This is a genomic window from Paenibacillus soyae, from assembly GCF_024623455.1.
In the GTDB taxonomy this organism is placed as follows: Bacteria; Bacillota; Bacilli; order Paenibacillales; family Paenibacillaceae; genus Pristimantibacillus; species Pristimantibacillus soyae.
The window spans coordinates 175,062-196,541 of record NZ_JANIPJ010000002.1 but is presented as its reverse complement, the minus strand read 5'-3'; the positions used below and the strand labels follow the sequence as shown (position 1 = coordinate 196,541).

Here is a 21,480-nt window from a genome sequence, read left to right as displayed (position 1 = left end):
TTATGCGGTTATCCCGGAAACTCGGCCCAGAACTGCTCAGCTTCTTCGTCGATGCCAAGCTGGATGTCGGAGCGGAAAACTCGCCGATTGTAATGCGTGTACAAATATTGTTCGATCGCTTCCAGAAGGTTCGATTCAATTAAATATTGACTTCGGCCCGCCACCCACATCTCTGCGGTAATGCCATACTCCTCGTCGTAGCTTAATTGAACCTCCACGTCGTTCGGCCGGAGGCCTCTTCGTTCCGCGGCGTTGAAGCAAATCGCGTTGATAATTTCGTCGGTAAAGATCCTCACAATTAATACGGCCTCCGGCTGTCCGGATTGTTATTCTGATTCTTCTTGCTCTTCAAATAGACGAAGGCAACGCGAATCAACATAATAATGGCGAAGATCGCGAGCAGGTTAATCAACAATCCGAAAATTTCGCCCATGGCGCCCATGTTCGCGAACATGCCGCCGAACAGAAGGCCGGCCAAACCGCCGATCATGAGTCCTTTCATCAGGCTGCTGCCGCCAGACTTGGTCGCGCCGGTCGTAGCGCCTGTTCTGGTGCCAGGATTGGTCTGGCTTACGTTATCGGATTTTTTCGTGTCCGTAACGCTCTGCTTCGGCGATTTGAAGCCTCCCCGTTTGGCCGCGTCGGCAACCTGTCCAAAGCCGAGGCTCAGAAACAACGTAAGGGCGAGCATGACAAGAAAACCTTTTTTCATCTTCTTCTTCTCCTTCTGCGTAATGTGTTGGTATATTGCTAACCATGCGTAATACGGATAAGATGGACGAAGGTTTCAGTCATCAAATAAGTTTTTGTGGGAGGAAACCCATGGATTACCCTGATGCTTATATTGCGTATCTTGTGGAATTTCATGCAACAAGAGATTTTTTCGAATGTCATGAACTTCTGGAAGAATATTGGAAGGAACACCCGGATGACGGCTTGGGCGAAACCTGGATCGGACTGATTCAGACGGCGGTGGGGCAATACCATGAGCGCCGGGGAAATCTGCGAGGAGCAGCCAGCATGTACGGAAAGGCCGCGGGCAAGCTGCTTGCGTCGCCTTTGGAACGGCTGGGCTTGGATCGCGAAGACCTGATCCGGCAATTGGAAGCACGAAGAGAAGCGGCCGAAGCGGGCACGAGCGGCTACGAGGATATTAAGATGCGGCTTGCAGACAGCGAGCTGGCTGCGTTGTGCGAGGAGAAATGCAGAGAGCGCGGGCTTGTTTGGGGAAAATCGGGTTTGGATGCGGCAGACGAGGTTATCCACCGGCATCTGACCCGGGACCGGACGGAGGTCGTGGAAGCGAGAGCGGCTGCCTTGAAGGCCAGAAGAGCAGGGAACGAGTAACTCGGATCGTCCCCATGCTTTCCGGATGCTAAGCCTGCAGACGCATCAACGTCGTGTAGGTTTGGCTGTCGCTCTTCAAGCTGAAGGCGCCGGTCGTCTCCCGGTAGTCGACCTTCATATGAGGCTCATAAAAGACCTCGTGTCTTGGCTCGTACAGATAAGGAAACGGATCGCCTTGCGCTTCTCTGTCGTCTACGGTTGCCTCGCTGACCAGCTGCAGGGCGGGAACGCCGCTCATGACGCAGCCGCAGCCTTCGGTATCGTGCAGAAGCTTCAATTTTTTGGTGCCGTCTTCAAGCAGCGGAGCCAGCTTCCGAACGGCGGCTTCCGAAAAGGTGATGTGCATTTATCGTTCGCTCCTTTGGTGCCCGCGCATGCGAAGCGGGCAGGTTTAGTATGATTATAGGGAGCGCTTGCCCGAAGATCAAGATTGGCGTAATGTTTGAAATAGAATATCGAAGCGAAAGGCGGTCATTCGAATGTCCGAACAACAAGCCGTATTGCAGCAATTCAGAGAGACGATACATAAGATCAAAAGCTATGAAGAAGCGCTGGGCCTGCTTTATTGGGATCTGAGAACGGGAGCGCCCCGCAAAGGTATGGATACCCGCTCCGAATCGATCGGCATGGTGTCCGGGGAGATGTTCAAGCTGTCTACGTCCCCGCAGCTCGGAGAATGGCTCTCCGCGCTCGAGGAAAAAGGCTCGTTCGAGGAGCTGACCGAGATCGATCAGCGGCTCGTGTCGGAAACGCGCAAGGAATACGACCGCAGCGTCAAAATTCCTCCGAAGCTGTACCAGGAATACGTCGTGGCGGCAGCCCAATCCGAAAACAAATGGGAGGAAGCGAAGGCGCAAAACGACTTTAAAGGGTTCCAGCCTTATTTGGAAAAGGTGATTTCGTACACGAACCAGTTCATCGATCTGTGGGGAGCCAAAGCAACGCGCTACGACACGCTGCTCGATCAATATGAACCGGGAATGACGGTCAGCCAGCTGGACAAGGTGTTCGGCGACCTTCGCGATAAGCTGGTCCCTCTCTCCGCCGCGATCGCCGCGTCGCCGCATCAGCCGGATACCGGCTTCTTGCGGCAAAGCTTCGACAAATCCGCGCAGAAGTCGTTCAGCCTCTATATCTTAGAGCAGATGGGCTACGATTTCGAAGCCGGACGGCTGGACGAAAGCGCGCATCCGTTCGCGACGGGGCTGAATCCCGGTGACGTCCGCATCACGACGCGCTACCTGGAGAACGACGTGACGAGCGCGCTGTTCGGGACGATCCATGAAGGCGGCCACGCGCTGTACGAGCAGAACATTATGGCGGAGCTGACGAATACGACGCTCTGCACGGGCACCTCCATGGGCATCCATGAATCCCAGTCGCGCTTCTGGGAGAATGTGATCGGCAGAAGCCGTCCGTTCTGGGAACGCTATTTCGGCGAGCTGCAGAGCCGTTTTCCCGGCCAGCTGGACGTCTCCGTCGACCAATTTTACCGGGGCAACAACATTGTAAGTCCTTCGCTTATCCGTATTGAAGCGGATGAGCTGACCTATAACCTTCATATCATCATCCGCTACGAGATGGAGAAGCTGATTTTCGACGGCGGGGCGAAGGTTTCGGACCTTCCCGAGCTATGGAACGAGAAATACAAGCAGTACCTCGGCATTACGCCGCCGTCGGACGCGGAAGGCGTCCTGCAGGACGTTCATTGGTCCGGCGGGGCGTTCGGCTACTTCCCTTCGTATTCGCTTGGCAATATGTATGCCGCGCAGTTCGCGGATACGATGGAGAAGGAGCTTGAAGGTATGTGGTCGCTTGTCGGCCGCGGCGAGCTGCTGCCGATCAAGGAGTGGCTGTCCGAGCGGATCTACAAGTACGGAAAGCTGCGGTCGCCTTCCGAGCTTGTTCAGTCCGTCACGGGCAAGCCGCTCGATCCGCAATGTTTGGTCGACTATTTGACGAAAAAATATACGGATATTTATAAGCTGTAAAAAAGAGCAAGGCACGGTTTTCTTCATTGAAAACTGTGCCTTTTTTCGTGCACTCTGCACAATCACCGCGTGCCGAGCGCCCGCATAGGCTGATATACATCAAGTTTTATCTATTGGCGGGAGGAATTGATTATGAGCAAACGTGCATTCGGCATGCTGCTGCTGGCGCTGATGCTGGCGGCGGTGACCGCGCTGGCGGGTTGCGGCACGGGCGGTTCGGATAAGAAGCTGGTCCGGATCGGCGAAGTAACCCGGTCGCTGTTCTACGCGCCGCAATACGTGGCGATCGAAAAAGGTTTTTTTGAGGAGGAAGGGCTCGAAATCGAGCTGACGACGACGCCGGGCGGGGATAAAACGATGACGGCGTTGCTGTCGAACTCCATCGACGTGGCCCTCGTTGGATCGGAGACGTCCATCTACGTGTATCAGCAAGGGGCGGATGATCCGGTCATCAACTTCGCTCAGCTGACACAGACGGACGGAACGTTCCTTGTAGCGAGGGAGAAAACGGAGAGCTTCGATTGGAATTCGTTGAAGGGCTCTGTTTTCCTCGGACAAAGAAAAGGCGGAATGCCGCAAATGGCTGGCGAATTCGCGATGAAGAAGCACGGCATCGATCCGCATAACGACATGGAGCTGATCCAGAACGTCGATTTCGCGAACATCGCGCCCGCGTTCTCGTCCGGCACAGGCGATTACGTGCAGCTGTTCGAGCCGACGGCTTCGATCTTCGAGAAGGAAGGAAGAGGGTATGTCGTCGCCTCCTTCGGAACGGAAAGCGGCCATCTGCCTTACACGGTGTTCATGACCAAGGAAAGCTTCATCGACAAAAACGCGGAGACGGTTCAGGCGTTTACGGACGCGGTCTACAAAGCGCAGCAATGGGTGGATGAGAATAGCGCCGAAGCGATCGCCGACGTGGTGCTGCCTTACTTCGAGAACGTCGACCGGGATATTCTGGTCAGTTCCCTCGACCGTTATAAGCAGCAAGGCTCCTTTGCGACGGACCCTATCGTCGACGTGGACGAATGGAATAACCTGCTGGACGTCATTACGTCAGCCGGCGAGCTGCAGGAACGGACGGAGCATGATGTGCTCGTGAACACGGACTTCGCCGAGAAAGCAATCGCCGAGGGAGAGAAGTAATCCGGCTCTCGGCGCGAGGGGGAGATGAAATGAACGACTCGACGGCGCTTGCGCTGCGGCGGCTCTCGCACGTTTACGTGGGCGATAAAGGCGCATCGCTGGCGGTGGAAGGCATCGACCTTGCTGTGGCGAAAGGCGAATTCGTCAGTTTGGTAGGCCCGAGCGGCTGCGGCAAGACGACGCTGCTTAGCCTGCTCGCGGGATTGTTCCCGCCAACGACGGGAGAGGTTTGGCTTGGCGGGGAGCGGGTGTTCGGTCCTTCGCCGAAGGTAGGCTATATGCTGCAGCAGGATTATTTGTTCCCATGGCGTACGATCCGCGACAATGCGGCGGTCGGACTGGAAATACAGGGGACGAAGTCGAAGGAAACGATGAAGAAAGTGGACGGCTGGCTGGAGGAGCTGGGGCTTGGCGGTTCGGGCTACCGATACCCGCACGAGCTGTCGGGCGGGATGCGCCAGCGGGTTGCTCTCGCCCGCACTTTGGTAACGGAGCCGGAGGTGCTCCTGCTCGACGAGCCGTTCTCCGCGCTGGATCTTCATATTAAGATGCAGCTCGAAGAGCTTGTGGTCGAGACGCTCGGGAAGCTGGGGAAGACGGCCGTGCTCGTAACGCATGACCTGTCCGAGGCGGCCGCGATGAGCGACCGGGTCATCGTGCTTGGCCGGAATCCGGGACATATACGCAAGGAGATCGCCATTCCGGAGCCGATCCGATCAACCGATCCGATCGAGGCCCGCAAGCTTCCCGGCTTCCAGACGCTCTTCGAGGAGCTGTGGGCGGAGCTGGATGCCGTTGACGAAGGGAAAGGGGGCGAATCGCATGCGTAACCCGGAACAGCAAGCGGCTGGCGAGCCGGAATCCGAGCGCGCGGAAGTGTCCGGCGCGCAGGAGGAACGCGCCGCGCTCATGGACGATTTGTACGCGAAGCATAAACGGAATGCCAGACGAACGTCCGCGCTGGCATTCGCGACCCAAGTCAGTTTGCTCGTGGCGTTCATCGTGCTCTGGGAGGCGGCGGGCCGGAACAAGTGGATCGACCCTCTGCTCTTCAGCTTTCCCTCCAAGCTTCTAGACCAGCTGTGGACGACGATGATGGACGGCTCGCTGTGGCCTCATGTCGGCGCGACGGTAATGGAGACGATCGTCGGCTTTCTGCTCGGCACGCTTACAGGAACGGTGCTTGCCGCCATTCTATGGTGGTTCCCGTTTCTGTCGCGCGTATTCGACCCTTACCTCGTCGTGCTGAACAGCATGCCGAAGGTGGCGCTCGGTCCCATCTTCATCGTGGGTCTTGGGCCCGGCTTCGCGTCCATCGTCGCGATCACGCTGATGGTGACCGTCATTATTACGACGATTAATATATATAACCGGTTCAGGGAGATCGACAGCGGCTATGTGAAGGTCGTCCGATTGTTCGGCGCGTCGCGGCTGCAGCTGTTCCGGCTGGTTATCCTGCCGGGATCGTTCCCCGTCATTATCGCGACCCTGAAAGTAAACGTAGGCCTTGCGTGGGTTGGGGTGATCGTCGGCGAATTTCTGGTGGCGAAAATCGGGCTGGGCTACCAGATCATCTACGGCTTCCAGGTATTCAACTTCACGCTTGTCCTATCCAGCCTCGTCGTCATCGGGGTGGTGGCGACCGTCATGTACCAGCTCGTCGCTTGGCTGGAGAAGCGGTTGACGGAGGGCTGGCGGGAACGGTAGGATGGTGGATGAGCTATCCAGCATCCTAATTGAAGGCCGGGGTTAAACCATATGGGCATTCGAGTGATCAAAACGGCGGCCGCCGCCATCGCGGCCATCTATACCGCAATATATCTAGAGCTGTCTCCCGCGCTGTCCGCGGGCATTCTGGCGATACTCGGCGTCGAGGTGACGCGGATGAAGGGGCTACGAAGCGCCTCTGTCCGTTTTATCGCCTCGGTGCTGGGTCTTTTTTTCGCTTCGCTCATCTTCACCGTGCTGGGCTTCCACCACTGGGTCGTGGCGATCTTCATTCTGATCACGTTCCCGATTCTATCGCGGTTCCAGCTTAAGGACGGCATTCTGACCAGCTCGGTCATCGTCTTCCAGCTGTTCGCCTACGGAGAAGTAACGGCGGACTTCATCGCGAACGAAATCATGCTGCTGCTGGTCGGGCTCGGATGGGCGACCGCGATCAACTTCATCTATATGCCGAAAGGCGAGAAGGAGCTGATGGCGATCCGCTCCAAGCTGGAAGAGGCGTTCAGCGCGATCTTCCGGGAGATGGCCGTGACGTTGCGCGATCCGGAGCATCTATGGAACGGCGGTGAGCTGCTGGACGCGCATGGCATGATCGAGCAAGGAGCGCAGCATTCCGTGCGGAACCGCGAGAATCGGATATGGAGCCAAGAGACGACGTATTGGCCGACGTACTTCGAAATGCGCGGGCAGCAACTGTATTCGATCCAGCAAATGATGGCGGAGCTGTCGCTCGTCTACGAGAAATGGCCGCAAGGGGAGCTGATCGCCGAGCTGCTCGATCAATTGTCCGGCGACGTCAAGTCGGACGTCTATCAAGGAAAGGCCGAACAAATGGTGTTCGACCTGATGCGTTCGTTCCGCGCGATGGAGCTGCCCCGCACGCGCGAGGAATTCGAGATCCGCGCGGCGCTGTTCACGCTGCTCCACGAGGTAGACCGTTATCTGGCGATCGCGAAGCGGCTTAAGAAGAAAGGCGAGGACATGGAGCAGCTGCCCGCTTAATTTTTGGCAGAGCGCGCTGGAACCGTCTCATATTTGCGCCGCCACCCACATATAAATGAACCAAGAACCGACGATCGTCACGGAGGCGCTATCGTTTCCCGCGAGGCGGCCGCGGGAGGGCATGTAAAATAAATTCGCTTAGATGTACTTGTTTTATCAACAAACGCCTATGACCTGCATACACTTTAATTGAATGATTGTGTGGAGGAGGTTAAATCAATGACTATTGCAGATAAACAGCTACAGTGCAGAGAAATTATTACGAAAGCTGTCTGCGGCAAAGGTCGTAAGTTTTCCACTGTAACTCATACCGTAACACCGCCTCATCATCCGACCAGCATTCTGGGCGCGTGGGTCATCAACCATCAGTATGAAGCGGTTCGTTCGGGCGACGGTATTGAGGTAATCGGTACTTACGAAATCAACATTTGGTATTCGTACGACAAGAACTCGCAAACGGGAGTGGCCAAAGAATCCGTACAATTCGTCGAGAACGTTCCGCTTTCTTATGTCGACCCTAAGCACAGGGCTGCGACGGAGGAAGTATCCGCGGAGGTGCTCCAAGAGCCGAACTGCATCGAGGCGAACATCTCTTCGAACGGCAACAGCGTCAACATTCGCGTTGAGCGGGAGTTCGCGGTGGAGATGATCGCCGAGACGAAGGTCTGCGTGGCGGTCGTGCCTGGCGGCTGCAGCGACTTGGATGACAAGGATCTGGACTTCGGCGTGGGCGAAGACGACGAAGACTACGAAGATCTGGACGCCGATCTTCTGGACGACGAGCTGTAAGGCGTTTTACGATCCGCTTGCTTGGCGGATAATGGCATTATATGCCGCTTATGCGGCGGATTCGAGGGCGAAAGCCCTCTTTTTTTTGGACGTTTTCGGCAGTCAAAATAACGCTCGGGCAAAGGCGGGGATGCGTGTGGCAGCGACATGGATATGGCGGGGACGGGGAGGCGGCTTGGAGCCGGCGCCCGGCGGCATCGCACCGCCCGGCCGGGAGGGAAGCGCCGTGCGCGCTGCGAATGCCGTGGGGCCGGGCGACGCGATCATAGCGGTATCGAAGCAGGAATCGGTTCCCGTCCATTCGTTCGACGGAGTTTGGGTGTTGAACGAAGGAGCCGCGCGCGCCTCGGCCATGGGGTTGGAGGAGCGGCGGAGGCTGTGGAAGCGGGCGGGCTTGAGCGTGGACGGCGGAACGGTAACGCCAGCCAGAGTCTACGCGGTGAGCATCGAGAATTTGAAGCCGTCGCGCGTGGAGAGAATCGGCAGGGCTCTGCCGCCGAAGCTCGGGGCGGACGGCTGGCCGGAGGAGGCGGCCGTGCGCAGGGCCGCGCGCGCCGCCGTGCGGGCGCTGTACGCGCTCGGCCTCGACATCGGAGAGGCCGAGGTGGCGCTGAGCGACGCGGGGCGAGCGATCGTGCTCGACGCGCGGCCGCGGGTGAGCGCGGCCGCGGCGGGTTCGTTCGCCGCGTGGTACGCCGCGGCGGCGGAGGGGGGCGGGCGCCGGCCGATTCTGATCGGCGCCGACCCCGAGTTCGCGCTGCTGACGCCGGCCGGCAAGCTGGCGCCGGCGTCGCGCTTCTTCGGCGAAGGCGCCGCCGGGGCGGCCGGCGCCGACGCCATGGTCGTGGGGCGACGGGTCATCTATCCCGTCGCCGAGCTGCGGCCCGCGCCGGCGGAGACGCCCGCCGCGCTTGCCGCGAACGTGCGGCGGCTGCTCGCGCGCGCCGCCGCAAGCATCGGCGACCCCAGCCTGCGCTGGGTCGCGGGAGCAATGCCCTTGCCGGGGCTGGCGCTCGGCGGGCACATCCATATTAGCGGAGCGCCGCTGACGGGGCGCTTGCTCCGCATGCTCGACAGCTGCGCGGCCTATCCGCTCGCGCTGGTGGAGGACCCCGCCGGCAGAGGCCGGCGTCCCCGCTACGGCGCGCTCGGGGACTATCGTCCCCAGCCGCACGGCGGGTTCGAATACCGCACGCTGCCGAGCTGGCTCGTGTCGCCGGCAGCGGCCAAGGCCGCCTTCGCCATCGCGCTGCTGTGCGCGCGGGAGGCGCTGCGCATTCCCCGCTTGCCGGCTCGGGAGGAGCGCTTCGCGGAGGCGTATTACGCCGGCGACCGCGCGGAGCTTGCCGGCTGCCTCGACGGCGTCTATTCGGCCATCGCGGCTACGGAGAGCTACCCGGCGCTCTCGCGTTACATCGAGCCGCTGTTCGACGCCGCCCGCAGGGGCAAGACGTGGGACGAAAGCGTCGATATCCGCGGCAAGTGGAGGATGAGACTGTGAAGCTGCGGATCCCGCGCCGATTATTGGCGCGGGTCCGCTTCCTTCCGGGTAAGCGGCGTGCCTTGAGGCTCGAATGCACCGGAATATAGCGCTCTATCAACGCGGGAGCATATGGATTTGGAAGAGTTCGGGTTATAGCTTCCTTCCGTTCACATTGGTATAATGAAGAGATGAGGTTTTGAGAGTCGGCCTGCCTGGGTTCATTGAGTCAGGCGCGTCGACAATGGACAGCTGCATTCATTCGTTTACCATACATAGCAGGGGGAACGTTTATGGCCGGATACACGCCGATGATCCAACAATATTTGTCCGTTAAGGAAGAAGCGAAGGACGCTTTTCTTTTTTTTCGGCTTGGGGATTTCTATGAAATGTTTTTCGACGACGCGATCAACGCGGCGAGAGAGCTCGAGATCACGTTAACGGGCCGGGAAGGCGGGGGCGAGGCCAAAATCCCGATGTGCGGCGTTCCGTACCACTCCGCGGAAGGTTACATCAACCGGCTCATCGAGAAGGGCTACAAGGTGGCGATCTGCGAGCAGGTCGAGGACCCCGCCGCCGCCAAAGGCGTCGTCCGAAGGGAAATCGTCCGCATCGTTACGCCGGGCACCGTTATGGAATCCAAGTCGCTGGAGAGCAAATCGAACAACTTTATCGCCTCGGTCGCGGCCGCCGGCGGAATGCTCGGCATCGCGGCGTGCGACTTGTCGACGGGCGAGCTGTACGTGACGTCGTTCCTTGATACGCTGGAAGGGCTGACCGACGAATTGAACGTCTACATGCCGTCCGAGGTTGTCGGCGACGCGGCGCTTCTGGACAAGCTGGCGGCTTCCGCCGGCTGGAGCCGGCCGGTGCCGCTGACGGCGCGCGAGCCGATCGCGGCCGGCAAGCTCGCGGAGCAGTTCGGCGAGGAGCAGCTAGCCGCTCTATCCGCCGCGAGACTGCGGGCCGTGGGACAGCTGACGGGCTACCTGGAGGAGACCCAGAAGCGTTCGCTCGGCCATGTACGCGTCATAACGGCCTACGAGCCGAATCAATTCATGATTCTCGACCATTACACGCGCCGGAATCTCGAGCTGACCGAGACGGTCCGGGACCGCAGCAAGAAAGGCTCGCTCCTCTGGCTGCTCGACCGCACGGGCACGTCGATGGGGGCGAGGCTGCTGCGCCGCTGGATCGACAAACCGCTGCTCAGCAAGAGCGCCATCGACCGCAGGCTCGACGCCGTGGAGACGCTGTACCGGGATCTTATCCTGCGCGAGGATTTCCGTGCCGAGCTGTCGCCGATCTACGATCTCGAGCGGCTCGTCGGCCGAGTCGCGTACGGCAACGCGAACGGCCGCGATCTTAACGCGCTGAAGACCTCGCTTCGCCGCATCCCGGCGCTTGCCGAGCTCTGCCGCGCTTCGGGCTCCAAGGTGCTGATGGAGCTGGTAGAAGGCTGCGACGATTGCTCGGACCTCGCGGATTTGATCGAGACGGTCATCGTGGACGAGCCTCCGGTGTCCATTCGGGAGGGCGGCCTCATACGAGGCGGCTATGACGACTATCTGGATCAGCTGCGGGAAGCGAGCACGAACGGCAAGAAGTGGCTCGCCGAGCTGGAGCGCGCCGAACGCGACGCGACCGGCATCAAGTCGCTGAAGATCGGCTTCAACAAGGTATTCGGCTACTATCTCGAAGTGTCCAAGGCGAATCTGTCGATGCTCCCCGAAGGCCGTTACGAGCGGAAGCAGACGCTCGCGAACGCGGAGCGGTTCGTCACGCCGGAGCTGAAGGAGAAGGAACGCCTCATTCTCGAAGCTGAGGACAAGATGGTCGATCTGGAATACGCAAGATTCATCGAGCTGCGGGATCAGCTGGCGCTTCACTTGCACCGCTTGCAGCGAGCCGCCGCGATTATCGCGGAGCTGGACGCTTATCAGTCTCTCGCGACGGTGAGCGCGGAGAGGCGGTATGTTCGCCCGACGATGACGGAAGGGTTCGGACTCCAAGTGGAGGAAGGCCGTCATCCCGTCGTGGAAGCGATGATGGATGGCGCGCCGTTCATCGCCAACGATACCCGGTTGAACGAAAAGGAACAGCGTATCCTTCTTATTACGGGACCTAACATGGCCGGCAAAAGCACGTATATGCGTCAGGCGGCCCTCATCTCGGTCATGGCGCAGATCGGCTGCTTCGTCCCGGCCAAATCCGCGGTCATTCCGCTTATCGACCGCATCTTCACGCGCATCGGCGCGGCGGATGACCTGATCGGCGGCCAAAGCACGTTCATGGTGGAGATGAAGGACATCCAGATCATGACCGAGAAGGCGACGGCAAGCAGCCTCGTGATCATCGACGAGCTGGGCCGCGGCACGTCGACGGGCGAAGGCATGGCCATCGCGCAGGCCGTCATCGAATACGTGCATGATCATATCGGCTGCAAAGCGCTTGTCTCGACGCATTTCCACGAGCTTGCCCATCTCGAGGACACGCTGCCTTCGCTATCGAACGCGCGCATGGCGGTCGAAGAGAGCGGCAGCGACGTGACGTTCCTTCGCAAGCTGGTGTCGGGAGCGGCCAGCACCAGCTACGGCATCTATTGCGCGCAGCTTGCCGGCTTGCCGCAAACGATCATAGGGCGCGCCTACGCTTTGCTTGACGATGCGGATCAGGCGGCGTCGAATCAACCGGCGCAGCTCCCGCGTCCCGACCGCTTAGCTGCCGCCGCGATTCCGGAAAGGCCGGAGCCCCATGTCGCGGAGGCTCCTGCACCCGGCTATTCCGTCGTCCAGCTGTCGATGTTCGAGGAATCCGCGGCGGCCTCGGCCGAACCGCAGAAGGCGAAGAAAGCTTCGCCGAAGGCGGAGCACTTGGCCGAGGAGCTGCGCAAGCTGGATTTGTTCAATATGACGCCGATGATGGCGATGCAGTGGCTGAATGATCAGAAGGCGAAGCTGCGAGATTAGAAGAGGTTGTTCAAAAAGCGAGAGGAGTGCTTGGCCATGTCGAAAATAAAAGTGCTGGACGAGCAGCTGGCGAACCAGATCGCGGCCGGCGAAGTGGTCGAACGGCCGTCGTCCGTCGTCAAGGAGCTGGTCGAGAATGCCGTCGACGCCGGCAGCACGACGATCGACGTGACGATCGAGGAGGGCGGTCTAAGCCTGATCCGCGTGACGGATAACGGCGGCGGCATCGAGGCGTCGGACATGCAAACCGCGTTCCAGCGCCATGCCACCAGCAAAATATCGACGAGCAGCGACTTGTTCCGGATCGCCAGCCTCGGCTTCCGCGGAGAAGCGCTGCCGAGTATCGCGGCTGTCTCCCGATTGACTTGCGTCTCCGCCGATTCGAACGGCGGCTTGGCCCGCAGGCTGGTCATCGAGGGTGGCCATATTACCGCCGACGAGCCGGCGAATGCGCCGCAGGGCACGGATATGAGCGTAAGGGATTTATTTTATAACACCCCCGCCCGCTTGAAATACATGAAATCGATACAGACGGAGCTCGGCCATATCTCGGATTATATAAACCGCCTGGCGCTGGCGCATCCCGGCATCGCCTTCACGCTCAAGCATAACGGAAGCACGCTGCTGAGGACGATGGGAACGGGCGACAGGCTTCAAGTGATCGCGGCCGTATACGGCACGAGCGCGGCGAAAGCCATGCTGGCGTTCACGGACTCCGATTCCGATTACGAGCTGACAGGCTACACGTCGAAGCCCGAGCTGACCCGGGCGAACCGGAATGGCATTACCGTCGTCGTGAACGGACGGTACATCCGCAGCCATGCCGTCAACCAGGCTCTTCTGCAGGCGTACCACACGCTGCTTCCGATCAACCGGTTCCCGCTCACTATACTGGAGCTGGGCATGCATCCGGGGCTGCTGGACGTCAACGTGCATCCTTCGAAGATGGAGGTGCGCTTCAGCAAAGAAGCGGAGCTCCGCGTCTTGATCGAGCGGGCGGTGAAGGCGACGCTGACGGCCCAGCGGTATATACCCGGCGCGAGCACCGGGGGAAGGAGCGAGCGCTCCGGCCCGCAATATGTTCAGGACGCGATTTCCTTCCATATCGCGGACCGCGACAAGCGCGAGCCTTCCGGGTTCGGCGAAGCCGCGAGCGCGGCCGAACCGAGGCTATCGGGGGCAGCCAGCCCGTCATACAAGCCGGCATGGTCTCCAGGTGGTTCCGTGTCGCCTTCGTCCTCGCCTTCGTCCTCGCCTTCGTCCTCGCGGCCGCTCGCGAACCAGACGAATAGGGAATACGTGCCGAGAAACGCCGCGGAGAGGCTGTATGCCCCTTCGAGCAGCTTCGGAGAGCGCGCGGCGGCCCAGCCGGATTGGACCGTCCGCGAGACAGCCGCGCCTTTGCCAGCATCGGAGCCGGCCAAGCGAGCCCCTTGGCAGGAGGGAGCTGCTACCACCCTGCCTGATCGCGACGAGCCCGCTTTCCCAGCCGCCGCGGAAGCCGATATCCCTGCGCAAGGGAAGCACTTGCCTAATGAAGAGGCTGCGGGGCAACCGGCAGAGCGGGCCGAAATGTCCTCTCCGGCGGCCGAAACGAGCGGCCGGATGAACGATTTTCCCGAGCTGCATTGGATTGGGCAGCATCATGGCACGTATATTGTGGCGCAAGCGGACGACGGGCTCTATTTGATCGACCAGCACGCGGCGCACGAGCGAATCAATTATGAATATTTTCTTCATAAATTTGGGAATCCTGTTGCTGCAAGCCAAGGCCTGCTCGTGCCCTTGACGCTCGAGTTCACGCCGGGCGAAGCCGCGCAGCTGAAGGAACTGCTGCCGCTGCTTACCGAAGCCGGCGTCGAGATCGAGCCGTTCGGCGCACAGACGTTCCTCGTCCGCGCTTATCCGGAATGGATGCCGAAGGGCGAGGAGCAGGCGCTGATCGAGGAGATGGCGGAGCTGCTGATCTCGGAGCGCAAATCGATAGATATTACGAAGCTGAGAGAGAAGGCGGCCATCATGTGCGCATGCAAAGCTTCGATCAAAGCGAACAACCGGATGACGCGCGAGGAAGGCGACGCTCTGCTCGGAAGGCTGTCCGCTTGCTCGCAGCCGTACACGTGTCCGCACGGCAGGCCGATCATCGTTCACTTATCCACTTATCAGCTCGAGAAAATGTTCAAGCGGGTGATGTCATGATCATTACGACGGCCCCGGGCAAATCCGACAAGTCATGGGAGCAAGCCCGCCGCCTCGGCGCGGAGCTGGGCGCCGCGGTCGTGCCGAGAAGGGGGCTGTCCGTCCGAAAGCTGCTGGAAGCAAGCGGGGACAGCCGCGTTATTATCGTCACGGATTCGGAGACGAGATTCTACGAGCATCCGGATGAATCGCCGCTCTATTTCCATCCGAGCATGGCGTTCATCCGGGTGAAGAGACTGCGCAAGGGAGAAAGCGACCCGCTGCTTGCCGTCTCCCACTGCCGGCCCGGCGACAGCGTAATCGACTGCACCGCCGGAATGGCCGCGGATTCGCTTGTTTTCTCCTATGGCGTCGGAGAGGCCGGCAAGGTTACGGCTCTGGAGAGCGAGCCCGTGCTGTGCGCTCTCGTGAGGGAAGGATTAGCCGCGTACGAATCGGGGCTTCCCGACGTCGACGCCGCCATGCGGCGCATCCGGCTGCTGAACGAGAATCACGCGGAATATTTGGCGGCGCAGCCCGATGACAGCGCGGATATCGTTTACTTCGATCCGATGTTCCGGCAGCCGATTCTGGAATCGGCGGCGATCGGCGCGTTCCGAACGCTTGCCAATATGGACGCTTTAACGGCCGAAGTGGTCGAGCAGGCGAAGCGCGTGGCGAGGAAGGCGGTCGTCATGAAGGAGAACGGGAAAAGCGGCGAATTCCAAAGACTTGGCTTCGAGAGAAGCCGTTTCAATACATCGAAAATTGCGTATGGAGTGATCGACATTGATAGAGCTTGAAGGCGGCGGCACGCGGCTGCCGGCGGAAGGCGAGCGGCCGAAGCAGCCATTGCTGGTGCTCGTCGGGCCGACGGCGGCGGGGAAAACCGCGCTCAGCGTGAGCATCGCCAAAGCTTGGAACGCCGAGATTATCTCGGGCGACTCCATGCAGGTATACCGGGGAATGGACATAGGGACGGCCAAGATCAAGGAAGATGAACGAGAAGGCGTTCCCCATCACCTCATCGACATCCGGGACCCCGAAGAGGCGTATTCGGCTGCCGATTTCCAAGCCGAAGCGGGCCGGGCGATACAAGAAATCGCCGGCAGGGGGAAGCTTCCGTTCGTCGTAGGAGGAACGGGGCTGTACATAGAATCGTTATGCTATAATTATCAATTCGCGGACCGGGGCTCGGACGAAGCTTTCCGCGCCGAACAGGAAGCGTTCGCCGAAGCACACGGGCCGGAAGCTTTGCATGCCAAGCTCGCGGAGATTGACCCGAGGGCGGCTCAGCGGCTCCACGCGAACGATATCCGGCGCGTCATCCGGGCACTGGAGGTATATCATACGACGGGGCAGACGTTCTCCGAGCAGCAGGAAGGGCAGCGCAAGGTATCGCCCTACGAGCTCGTCATCATCGGACTGACGATGGATCGGGCGGAGCTGTACCGGCGCATCGAGCTGCGGATAGACGATATGCTACAGGAAGGTCTTGTCGAGGAGGTCCGGCAGCTGCTCGAGCGTGATCTGCCCCCGAACGCGGTGCCGATGCAAGCGCTCGGCTACAAGGAAATCGCGCGTTATCTGCGCGGAGAATGCAGCTACGAAGCGGCCGTCGAGCTGCTCAAGCGGGATACGCGGCATTTCGCGAAGCGGCAATTATCGTGGTTCCGGCACATGCAGGACATCCAGTGGATCGACGCAGGGGAAAATTTTCGCAACAAAATGCAGGCGATTCATGGTATACTAGCAGGAAAGTTTCAAGATCATCTTGAATATACTTCTAATCAATCTTTTTTAGACGGGGGTAGCGGCCAATGAACAAAACAATCAATATTCAAGATACGTTCCTGAACCAATTGCGCAAGGATAACATTCCGGTAACCGTGTTTCTGATGAACGGCTTTCAGATCCGGGGCGTTATTAAAGCCTTCGACAACTTTACGATCATCATTGACAGCGAAGGCCGTCAGCAGATGGTGTACAAGCATGCCATCTCCACCTTCGTTCCGCAGCGCAACGTGTCGTTAATGCAGCAGGACCAGAACCAGACTGAAGGCTAGTCTCGCGCTTTGCGTGAAACTTTCTTATAACGGGTATCGTTTAACTAGATAGCGGCAGTCAAGGGCAACCCGCTCGAGCCGGGTTGCCCTTGCCGTTTCGCGGGTGAATGATAAACGAGGATGGAAGAGCAGGAGGGAGTCATCATGGCTGAGAGAGCAAAAAGAAAGTCGGCAAGTCCGAGGAAAAAAAAGAAAAGGATCTCGGGCAAGGCTTGGTTTTACGGATTGTTTTTTACGGCGGTCATCGGGATCGTGTGCGGTATTATCGGTTATTTGCTCATTATTCTGAACGGCGAGAGGCTGCTGGAGGAGCATGGCAGCAAGCTGGAGTTCGGCGAGGCTTCCATCATCTATGATGTGAACGGAGAAGAAATCTCGCGGCTTTACACGGCTGTTGACCATCGGGAGGTCGCCGAGTTCTCCGAAATTCCCGAGATCATGAGACAGGCGATCGTGGCGACCGAGGACGAGCGTTTCTATGAGCATTCGGGACTCGATTTCTGGGCGATCGGACGCGCGGTCGTCAAGGACGTCATCGCGCGCAGCGCCGTCGAAGGCGGCAGCACGATTACTCAGCAGCTGGCCAAAAACGTGTTTTTGTCCGCGGACAAAACGTTTTTCCGGAAAGCGACGGAGGCGTCGATCGCGGTGGCGCTGGAGCAGCAAATGACGAAGGACGAAATTTTGACCATGTACTTAAACCGGATTTACTTCGGCAAGGGCATTTCGGGCGTGAAAGCGGCAGCTGATTTTTATTTCGGTGTGGAGCTTAAAGATTTGGAGCTCTGGCAAGCGGCGACGCTGGCGGCGATGCCGAAGGCGCCTAACCGTTACAATCCGATCAACGACCCGGAAGCTTCGATGAACCGCAGGGCGGTCGTCCTAAGCCTGATGGAGAAACATGGTTATATAACAGAGCAAGAGAAGCTGGAGGCGCAGGCCGTCGTTTATACGCCGCCTGCCAATCAAGAGCAAATGAAAGAGGGCTCCTATCACGCCTTCGTCGATTTTGCTCTGGAAGAAGCGATGGAAATAACGAATTTGTCGGAGGCGGAGCTGCGCGTCAGCGGCTTGCAAATCTATACGACGCTTGACCAGCAGGCCCAGAAGTCGGTGGATGAGCAATACGCGAACGACGACAACTTCGAGAAGAGCGTGGACGACCAAATCGCCCAAAGCTCGATGGTCATCATTGACCACCGCAACGGGGAGATAAAAGCTCTAGCTGGCGGCCGCGATTACGAGATGAGAGGCTGGAACCGCGTCGACAAGCTCCGTCAACCTGGTTCCGCGATCAAGCCGATCGTCTCCTACGGTCCGGCGCTTGAATCGGGCAAATACTTCCCGTGGTCGACCTTGACGAACGATAAGGAATGCTTCAACAATTATTGTCCGTCCGACGCATGGGGTCCCGTACCGGTATCGATGACGGATGCGATCAAGCAATCCCGCAACTTGCCGGCGGTATGGATGCTGAACGAGGTCGGCATCAAAAACGCGACCGCGTTCGCGGAGAAGCTTGGCATTCAGCTGGAGGACGAGGACCGCAACCTGGCGATGGCGCTTGGCGGTCTGACCAAAGGCGCTTCGCCGCTTCAGATGGCGACGGCGTACAGCGTCATGGCGAACGACGGCAAATCGGTCGATCCGCATACGATTACGCGCATTACAGGCAAAAATTTCGAATGGGAATACAAGGCACCTGCCTCCAAGCAGCTCATGTCACCGGAAACGGCCTGGTATTTGACCGAAATGATGCAGTCGGTCGTAGCCAAAGGCGGCACGGGCGCGCGGGCCGCGATCGACCGTCCGGTAGCGGGCAAGACGGGCACGACTCAGCACGGCATTCCCGGTTATAAGGGCGACGGGATCAAGGACGCCTGGTTCGTCGGGTATACGGCGGAGTGGACAGCGGCGGTCTGGATGGGATACGATAAAACAGACAAGAACCATGTTCTTCAGAAAGGCGGCGGCCAATCCGCAGCCGCTTTGTTCGCGAAGGTAATGGGTCCGGCCCTCAAAGGGGTGGAGAAAGAAAGCTTCAATCGTCCCGCCGAAGCGAAGGAAGATAAACCGCCGGCGACGATCGCGAATTTCAAAGCCGTGTTCGTGGAAGAGGAAGTCAAGGTGCAGCTAAGCTGGGATCCTCTTGAAGCTTCTGGATTAACCTATGAGGTTTATCGCAAAGAGAGCGGGGCGAACGACTTCGTTCACTTCGTAGACGCGGTAACGACCAACGTGGATGATATGTCCGTTTTCCCGGGGGTTACCTACGATTATTACGTCGTCGCGTACGACGCGAAGACGGAGCAGCGCAGCGAGCCGACGCAGACGCTTACCGTCACGATTCCAGAGGTGGAGCTTCCGACGGATATCCCGATGGAGCCCGTGCCGACGGATTCGGAGCCGACGGAGCCCGGCGACGGGCAAGAGGGGCAGCCGGGCGAGGATGGCGGCGGTCAGGGCGAAGACGGAACCGGGCAGACGGAGCCTCCGGCAGAGACGGAGCCGCCGAACGAGACGGATCCGGGAGCCGGCCAGGGTGACGGAAGCGCTGGAGGCGGCGATGCTGGGGCTACCACGCCCCCTCCCGCCGATGATGCGCTAGGCGATTTTCTAAACGGACTTGAGAGCGGCGGCGAATAACAGACTGGGTTCTAGATAGGTGGTTGGACATGTCAATACGCAGAAGGGCCTTATGGTTTCATAGCCTTTGTTTGATCGGGATCGCGCTGTTGCTCGCAGGATGCGGCAGCAACGGCGATTCCGTAGCGGTGTCGGACGGTGCGTCCGGCGCCGCGGGCAAGGCTTTAAGCTGGAACAAAGCCCCGGAATTATCGATTGATCTGGACAAGCATTACGAAGCGGTCGTGACGACCAGCAAAGGCCGGTTCACGATTGCGCTCGACGCGAAGAACACGCCGGTAACGGTCAACAATTTCGTGTTTCTCGCGGAGGAAGGGTTCTATAATGGATTATCTTTTCACTCCATTATCGAATCGTTTATGATTCAGACCGGCGATCCCAAAGGGAACGGCACCGGGAATGCGGGTTATCGCATACCGGACGAGCTCGACGCGGAGGCCCGGTATGAGGAAGGCGCCGTCGCGATGTTCAATACGGGATCGCCGAATACCGGCAGCAGTCAATTTTTTATTTGCACAGGTCCCGAAGCGTCCAACTTGGATCGCCAGCCGAACTACACGATTTTCGGCAAGGTGACCGAAGGCATGGACGTGGTCCGCGCGATCGCGAAGACGCCGTCCAAGGACGGCAAACCGCTGGAGCAGGTACTGATCGAAACCGTGACGATTCAACAAAGCTAAACGGCTATGGCCGCCTTCGGGATGTAATTGTCCCGACGGCGGCCATTGGCGTATTTGCCGCGTTTTTCGGTGCTACTCGGGAGCGGGGAGGACAAGCAGTCCTCTTTATTTTTCCCGCCGGGTGGAGATGGACGTAAAGATATGGTAATCTTTTTCTATAGGGGTTACCTAAATGAGCGGAAAGGTACGTACCGAGATGAAGAGAAAATTTTCTGATCGAGCGAATTGGCGCCGTATACTGCGGAGAAGCTACTCTTGCTTGTCGCTTGACGGCGACGAGTTTCGGGGTCTGGTTACCTTCTATCGGATTCATGAATTGCGGGAACCGCTATGGAAGGAATACGACGGACGCAGGCTATGCCTGGCTGACCGCGGTTACTTGTGGATGCAGCATTTTCCGAAGGGCGAGCACTTTGTCGTCACCACGATGTTCGACGACAAAGGCCGCGTGGTGCAATGGTACATCGACGTATGTAAGACACAGGGGTTGACGGAGCAGCAGGTTCCCTGGTTCGATGATCTATACTTGGATGTTGTCGTGCTGCCTAGCGGCGAGGTTTATTTGATGGACGAAGACGAATTGGAGGAAGCGCTCCGGCAAGGCGACGTCAGCGGCAAAGACGCGGCGCTTGCCCGCAAGACGGCAGGCAGGCTGCTCTCCAGCATTCGGAACGGCAGATTCCGTTATTTCACGCTAAGCTTGAAGCATCGTAAGAGCTTGGCCGAGCGTACGGGGGAACTAAGCGAATCATGAAGACGCAGGTTCAGAAGAGGAGCAGACCGCGGAAGCGAAAAACTGAATTTCGTCCGTGGCTGCTCTTATTTCGTTTGGCGATGTGGACGCTTGCGGCAGGATTATTGTGGTCGGGTTATATGCTTTGGTTAATCAACGGGTACAACGCGAAAGCGTCGTACCCTTCGGCCGACGCGGGAATCGTGCTCGGGGCGGCGTTATGGAATGACAAGCCCAGCCCCGCGCTCAAGGAGAGGCTGAACTACGCGCTTAAGCTGCTCGAGGATGGCACCGTGGGCGCTTTGGTGCTCTCCGGCGGGCATGGAGGAAGAGCATCGACCTTGACGGAAGCGGAGGGCATGAGAAACTACCTTCTCGAACAAGGCGCGCCCGCTGACAAGCTGTTACTAGAGACGGAAGCAACGAGCACGTACCAGAATCTCGTCCTTAGCCGAGATGTGGCGGAGCAGCATGGACTGAAGACGTTTCTAGTCATCACGCATGATTATCATGCGGCGAGAGCCGGCGAGATCGCAGCATATGCAGACATCGGGGCGGTCGGCGTTGCCGGAGCGGAGTCGCTCGTTCTGAACGAATTTTACAACCATTCCCGCGAGGTGCTTGCTTTCACGAAGTGGAAGCTGGACTGGCTCACGCTGACGCTCGGGATACGCTCTCCCGATTCCTTGCTTTGAATCTGCTAATATGCGATCGCAAGAGAGAAT

Annotated in this window: 20 protein-coding genes; 17 read left to right on the top strand and 3 right to left on the bottom strand. The window is 58.9% G+C overall.

Translation table 11 applies throughout. The features are described 5' to 3' along the window. Window positions 1-8: 8 nt before the first annotated feature. Window positions 9-296 (bottom strand): DUF2653 family protein, encoded by a 288-nt coding sequence (locus NQZ67_RS03395; protein ID WP_257442780.1) that lies wholly within the window; start codon window positions 294-296, stop codon window positions 9-11. Window positions 297-298: 2 nt separating this feature from the next. Then, window positions 299-712, bottom strand: a complete 414-nt coding sequence (locus NQZ67_RS03390) for a hypothetical protein (protein WP_257442779.1) — start codon at window positions 710-712, stop codon at window positions 299-301. A 110-nt stretch (window positions 713-822) separates the two neighbouring features. Between NQZ67_RS03390 and NQZ67_RS03385 the strand changes: the two genes are divergently transcribed. Beyond that, window positions 823-1,347, top strand: a complete 525-nt coding sequence (locus tag NQZ67_RS03385) for a DUF309 domain-containing protein (protein ID WP_257442777.1) — start codon at window positions 823-825, stop codon at window positions 1,345-1,347. 28 nt (window positions 1,348-1,375) lie between these two features. Here the strand turns inward: NQZ67_RS03385 and NQZ67_RS03380 are convergent, their stop codons facing one another. Next, window positions 1,376-1,693 (bottom strand): iron-sulfur cluster biosynthesis family protein, encoded by a 318-nt coding sequence (locus NQZ67_RS03380; RefSeq protein WP_257442775.1) that lies wholly within the window; start codon window positions 1,691-1,693, stop codon window positions 1,376-1,378. 133 nt (window positions 1,694-1,826) lie between these two features. On the opposite strand from NQZ67_RS03380, the gene NQZ67_RS03375 reads away from it, so the two are divergent. The 16 genes from NQZ67_RS03375 (at window position 1,827) to NQZ67_RS03300 (ending at window position 21,450) form a co-directional block, all read left to right on the top strand. Beyond that, window positions 1,827-3,338: a carboxypeptidase M32 gene (locus NQZ67_RS03375; RefSeq protein ID WP_257442772.1), complete on the top strand. Its 1,512-nt coding sequence runs from the start codon at window positions 1,827-1,829 to the stop codon at window positions 3,336-3,338. A gap of 132 nt (window positions 3,339-3,470) precedes the next feature. After that, window positions 3,471-4,484 carry an ABC transporter substrate-binding protein gene (locus NQZ67_RS03370; protein WP_257442769.1) on the top strand — a complete coding sequence of 338 codons (1,014 nt, stop codon included), beginning with the start codon at window positions 3,471-3,473 and terminating at the stop codon, window positions 4,482-4,484. Between the two features lie 29 nt (window positions 4,485-4,513). Beyond that, window positions 4,514-5,314, top strand: coding sequence for an ABC transporter ATP-binding protein (locus NQZ67_RS03365; RefSeq protein WP_257442767.1), 801 nt, complete (start codon window positions 4,514-4,516; stop codon window positions 5,312-5,314). Continuing rightward, the gene (locus tag NQZ67_RS03360) at window positions 5,307-6,191 is read left to right on the top strand and encodes an ABC transporter permease (protein ID WP_257442765.1); all 885 of its coding nucleotides are present in this window, start codon (window positions 5,307-5,309) and stop codon (window positions 6,189-6,191) included. Before NQZ67_RS03365 ends, NQZ67_RS03360 begins: the two co-directional genes overlap by 8 nt. A gap of 51 nt (window positions 6,192-6,242) precedes the next feature. Further along, window positions 6,243-7,214, top strand: coding sequence for an aromatic acid exporter family protein (locus NQZ67_RS03355; RefSeq protein WP_257442764.1), 972 nt, complete (start codon window positions 6,243-6,245; stop codon window positions 7,212-7,214). 219 nt (window positions 7,215-7,433) lie between these two features. Then, window positions 7,434-8,003 carry an outer spore coat protein CotE gene (locus tag NQZ67_RS03350; protein ID WP_257442762.1) on the top strand — a complete coding sequence of 190 codons (570 nt, stop codon included), beginning with the start codon at window positions 7,434-7,436 and terminating at the stop codon, window positions 8,001-8,003. A 226-nt stretch (window positions 8,004-8,229) separates the two neighbouring features. After that, the gene (locus tag NQZ67_RS03345) at window positions 8,230-9,504 is read left to right on the top strand and encodes a putative amidoligase domain-containing protein (protein WP_257442761.1); all 1,275 of its coding nucleotides are present in this window, start codon (window positions 8,230-8,232) and stop codon (window positions 9,502-9,504) included. A 272-nt stretch (window positions 9,505-9,776) separates the two neighbouring features. Further along, window positions 9,777-12,452, top strand: coding sequence for a DNA mismatch repair protein MutS (gene mutS / locus NQZ67_RS03340; RefSeq protein WP_257442760.1), 2,676 nt, complete (start codon window positions 9,777-9,779; stop codon window positions 12,450-12,452). 36 nt (window positions 12,453-12,488) lie between these two features. Further along, a complete protein-coding gene (mutL, locus tag NQZ67_RS03335; RefSeq protein WP_257442758.1) occupies window positions 12,489-14,651 on the top strand; it encodes a DNA mismatch repair endonuclease MutL in 2,163 nt (720 codons plus the stop codon). Further along, window positions 14,648-15,433, top strand: a complete 786-nt coding sequence (locus NQZ67_RS03330; RefSeq protein ID WP_257442756.1) for a class I SAM-dependent methyltransferase — start codon at window positions 14,648-14,650, stop codon at window positions 15,431-15,433. Before mutL ends, NQZ67_RS03330 begins: the two co-directional genes overlap by 4 nt. Next, window positions 15,420-16,454 (top strand): tRNA (adenosine(37)-N6)-dimethylallyltransferase MiaA, encoded by a 1,035-nt coding sequence (gene miaA / locus NQZ67_RS03325; protein WP_306812678.1) that lies wholly within the window; start codon window positions 15,420-15,422, stop codon window positions 16,452-16,454. Before NQZ67_RS03330 ends, miaA begins: the two co-directional genes overlap by 14 nt. After that, a complete protein-coding gene (hfq, locus tag NQZ67_RS03320; RefSeq protein ID WP_257442754.1) occupies window positions 16,451-16,696 on the top strand; it encodes an RNA chaperone Hfq in 246 nt (81 codons plus the stop codon). The genes miaA and hfq overlap by 4 nt, the downstream gene beginning before the upstream one ends. A 144-nt stretch (window positions 16,697-16,840) precedes the next feature. Continuing rightward, window positions 16,841-19,342: a transglycosylase domain-containing protein gene (locus tag NQZ67_RS03315; protein WP_257442752.1), complete on the top strand. Its 2,502-nt coding sequence runs from the start codon at window positions 16,841-16,843 to the stop codon at window positions 19,340-19,342. A 29-nt stretch (window positions 19,343-19,371) separates the two neighbouring features. Continuing rightward, a complete protein-coding gene (locus tag NQZ67_RS03310; RefSeq protein WP_257442751.1) occupies window positions 19,372-20,022 on the top strand; it encodes a peptidylprolyl isomerase in 651 nt (216 codons plus the stop codon). A 196-nt stretch (window positions 20,023-20,218) separates the two neighbouring features. Continuing rightward, window positions 20,219-20,776: a ribonuclease FAU-1 family protein gene (locus tag NQZ67_RS03305; protein WP_257443356.1), complete on the top strand. Its 558-nt coding sequence runs from the start codon at window positions 20,219-20,221 to the stop codon at window positions 20,774-20,776. Then, the gene (locus tag NQZ67_RS03300; RefSeq protein ID WP_257442750.1) at window positions 20,773-21,450 is read left to right on the top strand and encodes a YdcF family protein; all 678 of its coding nucleotides are present in this window, start codon (window positions 20,773-20,775) and stop codon (window positions 21,448-21,450) included. The genes NQZ67_RS03305 and NQZ67_RS03300 overlap by 4 nt, the downstream gene beginning before the upstream one ends. Window positions 21,451-21,480: the final 30 nt, after the last annotated feature.